Below are 3,877 nucleotides of genomic sequence, written 5' to 3'. Positions count from 1 at the left end.
ATAAGATTTACCGTACCACCGGAAAATTAATGGAGAAATATAATGTCGTAGACATGAATGTACATACAGGCGGTGGTGAATACCAATTGCAGGATGGTTTCGGCTGGACAAATGGTACGTACCTGAAACTTCTCAGTGTATTGTAATCTTTATTCAGGCATGCTTTCCAATACAGCCACCGGAAATCTGGCAAAGACTGAATAGATTTTCCCATCCCTTACAATTACTGTTTCTCCAGTAAATATATTTTTCCATTGTATCGATATATCTTGAGGTAACTCTACTGCAATGCTACTGAATTCCACGTCTACCTCCTGTGTTGATTTAATGCTTAACGGAATTAATACCAATACGCTGTTTTCAGCTTGTTGTCTGATGTAAGCCAATACATTCACATCTGTTTTTACGGGTATATAATTACCATGTAAAAAAACATCCGGATATTTTTTACGCAGCGCAAGCATTTTCCATGTTACAAATAATTGCTCCGCCCCCCTGTCCCGATGACTTTTCAAATAGCCTAATATATCAGCTCCGGCATTTTGCTTATCAATAATTGTAGCAAGAAGATCTTCACGATAATCATAATCGATTTCTCTGCGGTTATCCGGATCTACGTAACTCAAATCATTTAGCTCACTTCCCTGGTAAAAGTCCGGAATACCCGGTGCACTTGCTTTCAATATAATCTGGGCAATCGCATACAATGCGGCACAATCAATAACTTTTTTGAGCAAAGGGATAAAGCTCGTCAGGAAAACACTATCGGGTTTTATAATCGCTTCCGTAAATGCCAGACAAGCTTCTTCATATTTTGTATCCGGAGCTTCATACGTTGTTTCTGTCTTCGCTTCCCGTAAGGCTTTTACCAGAAAGTTGTGTGTACGCTCAATAAACTTATCGTCTGCGATGCACGTATCAGGAAAACTACCTAATAAGGATTGATAAATAAAGTATTCATCATTCAGAGAAGGTGCAGAACGACCGTTTACCTGCTGAATATACATACCATTCATCGTGTGCCAAAGAGGTACGAGCGACCGCCATTCCTGGTATAGATGTGACAGGGCATTGATCCTTGCACGTGCATTTTCGCCTCTTTTGGTATCATGTGTAGAAGTTGCATTCAGAGAAAAGGGAGTCTGCTGTTTCCGTCTGATCATCTTCTTATGAAAGTCATCAACTGTAAATGTAAGCGGAGAAGGTGCATCACCTACTTCATTATGTGAGATCAACGGATTATATACATAAAATGTAGTATCCTCTACACCTTTAGCTGCAAGCGGTCCGGTAAACTGCATCAGCCGTTTTATAAAACTTAATTTTCTGCCGGCTATATCCACATCTTCTTCATCGAATAATTCTTTTATAAAATCGAATTCCTTTTTTAGCTGTGGCGCTTTTAGCATAGACCGGTCAAAGGCCTTCTGAACCAACTGCATTTCAATATCCTGCAGTGGAAAATGGTCGGGATAAATTCTGTATACCGGAAACGAAGCCATAAATATTCCCAACGGGGCTTTAATTGACTGCGCGGTGATACCGTCCTTCAACAAGAATAATTTTTCAATCAAAGCGATCAGATTATCCAATTCCCCATGCATATATTTATAGAGAAAAGAATGTTTCTTTTCATATACAATTGTTTCATATATTTCATGCAAGTCAGTAAATTCTTTATAAAAGAGAAGCAAAGCATCAGCACCTTCTTTATCTGTTAAGACCCTGTTCACAAAAGCCAGAAACTCATAACCGGTTGTACCTTCAATAGGCCAGGACTCCGGCAGCTCTTCATCACCGTCCAGTATTTTTTCGACAATGATATAGCATGTATCATGCGTTGCCTCCCGCAAACGTTGGATATAGGTCAAGGGGTCATATAAACCATCAATATGATCTAATCGAAATCCCTGTACCAGATCTTTTCGATACAATTCAAGCAAAAACCTGTGGTAATCATCAAACACACGTTCATCTTCTATGCGGAGACAGATCAGGTTGTTAATGGCAAAAAAACGCCTGTAATTCATCACAGCGTCAGATACTTTGTGAGATACAAAGACATAGAATTGTTTTTGAAAAAAATCCATCATAAACGCTATGTCGTCACTCAACATTTGCAAAAATGCAGTCAAAGATGGTAAATATCCTTCAGCGGAAATCGTATCTGAAATGCTCTTCTTTGTGGAAGTCCATCCTGCCAGATCCTTTCCCTTTGCAGCCACTATCAACTCTTCTGTTTTATCAATCAGCTTTGCAGGTAATTCATGCTCATGCATTTTCAGCAGCAAGGCAGACAATGCACTGATTGAAACCGGATATGACTGCTCTTCATATAATACTACACTAAAACCAAGTTCTGTAAAAGATAACCGGATGTGTTTGTTTTCTATACATGCATGTATCTCATCGCCCAACATGGGAACAATCACTTTCCCCGGTGCCTCGGGATGGTTCCAGTTGATATCAAAATACGTGTAATAAGGAGAAAGTTCTCCGCGCTCCAATACATCCATCAACAGCCGGTTCTCGCCAGAGAAGGCCATATGATTCGGCACAATATCCTGCAACCACGTCATGCCTAGTTCTTTCAACTTCAAAGAAAGTTGTTCCAGTTCTTCCCTTGTAGTAATCTCCGGATTGAACCTCCCCGGATCCGTGACATCATACCCATGTGCACTGCCTTTTACTGCAGCAGTGACAGGCGATGCATAAACCGTAGTAATACCAAGCCTATCCAGGTACTCAATAATTGAAGAAAGTTGTTTTACAGTAAAGGTACTGTTTAATTGAACCCTGTAAGTAGAAAGTGGATACATAAGAATATTAACTGATGGATTGATAAACAGAAACAGATAAGGGATTTATTACAGCTGACTTGCCGGCCTTTAGTTCATTGAATCCCGGGTGTGCAGGTCCGTTCCAGATCAGATCAGAAGAGTCCATAAGTTTTTTATAACTGCATGTTGAGTGATTTGTATAAGTAGATTTTTGTTTCCCGGTATTCATAACAATAAGCAAGCGACCGATCGAATCAAACCGTTCAATTGATAATATGCTGCCTTCAGCCGGATGTACCAGCATCGACGATCTTTCCCTGGCCTGCATTACCGGATGGAATTTCCTGAAACGGATCAAATGCTTATAAAAATCGAGCATAGTGGCTCTTTCTACTGAATCAATGTTCCAGGAAAGTTTAGACTGCTCAAATGTGTCCGGCATGTGTGGTTCAGGAAAACCTTCTTCAAAATTGAAATAGCAAAACTCTTTCTGCCTGCCTTTAGAAATATTATTTTTCAGTGTTTCATCTTCATGGTCGACAAAATATAAAAAAGGATTTTTTTCTGCATATTCTTCCCCCATGAACAGCAAAGGCGTATAGGGAGATAACAAAATTGCAGCAGCTGCAAGCTTGAGTCCTTCGAAGCTGATAGAACTCGCTAAACGATTTCCTGTAGGCCTGTTACCAACCTGATCATGGTTTTGTGCAAAGATTACATATTTGAAATATGGATGATCGGGTTGTGTTCCAAAAATTCTTTTCCTGTGTTTAGAATAAATTCCATTATATACATATGTATTTCTATATGCATGTTCCAGATGCTGCAGAGTTCCGAAATCTTCGTAATAACCATCCTGCTCGCCTGTTAATACGCTTCGTAATGCATGGTGAAATTCATCCACCCACTGTCCGTCCAGGCCGTAACCACCGTATTCAGGTGCATCCAGAAAACGCTTATCATTGAGATCCAGCTCAGCAATCAGTAATTTCTTTTTACCCGTCCGCACCTCCAGATCATTCACTGCCTGCTTCAGCTCATGAACAAAATGTACAGCACTGTTATCTTCAATGCTATGGACCGCATCCATTCTTAAG

At 40.1% G+C, this 3,877-nt stretch carries 2 protein-coding genes and 1 pseudogene; 1 reads left to right on the top strand and 2 read right to left on the bottom strand.

The window, feature by feature from the left end:
• Positions 1–5: 5 nt before the first annotated feature.
• Positions 6–146, top strand: coding sequence for a trehalase family glycosidase (locus tag ACTHJT_RS08450; protein ID WP_440237584.1), 141 nt, complete (start codon positions 6–8; stop codon positions 144–146).
• Between the two features lie 3 nt (positions 147–149).
• On the opposite strand, the gene treY is transcribed toward ACTHJT_RS08450, so the two are convergent.
• Both treY and ACTHJT_RS08440 read right to left on the bottom strand, forming a co-directional pair.
• The gene (gene treY / locus ACTHJT_RS08445; RefSeq protein ID WP_440237583.1) at positions 150–2,819 is read right to left on the bottom strand and encodes a malto-oligosyltrehalose synthase; all 2,670 of its coding nucleotides are present in this window, start codon (positions 2,817–2,819) and stop codon (positions 150–152) included.
• Between the two features lie 7 nt (positions 2,820–2,826).
• Positions 2,827–3,877: pseudogene (locus tag ACTHJT_RS08440) on the bottom strand (malto-oligosyltrehalose trehalohydrolase); the annotation flags it as partial.

It is taken from the genome of Cytophaga sp. (assembly GCF_051961495.1).
Classification (GTDB): Bacteria; Bacteroidota; Bacteroidia; order Cytophagales; family Cytophagaceae; genus Cytophaga.
Note: the sequence above shows the minus strand (reverse complement) of the source record. Positions and strands in the feature narration are given on the sequence as shown.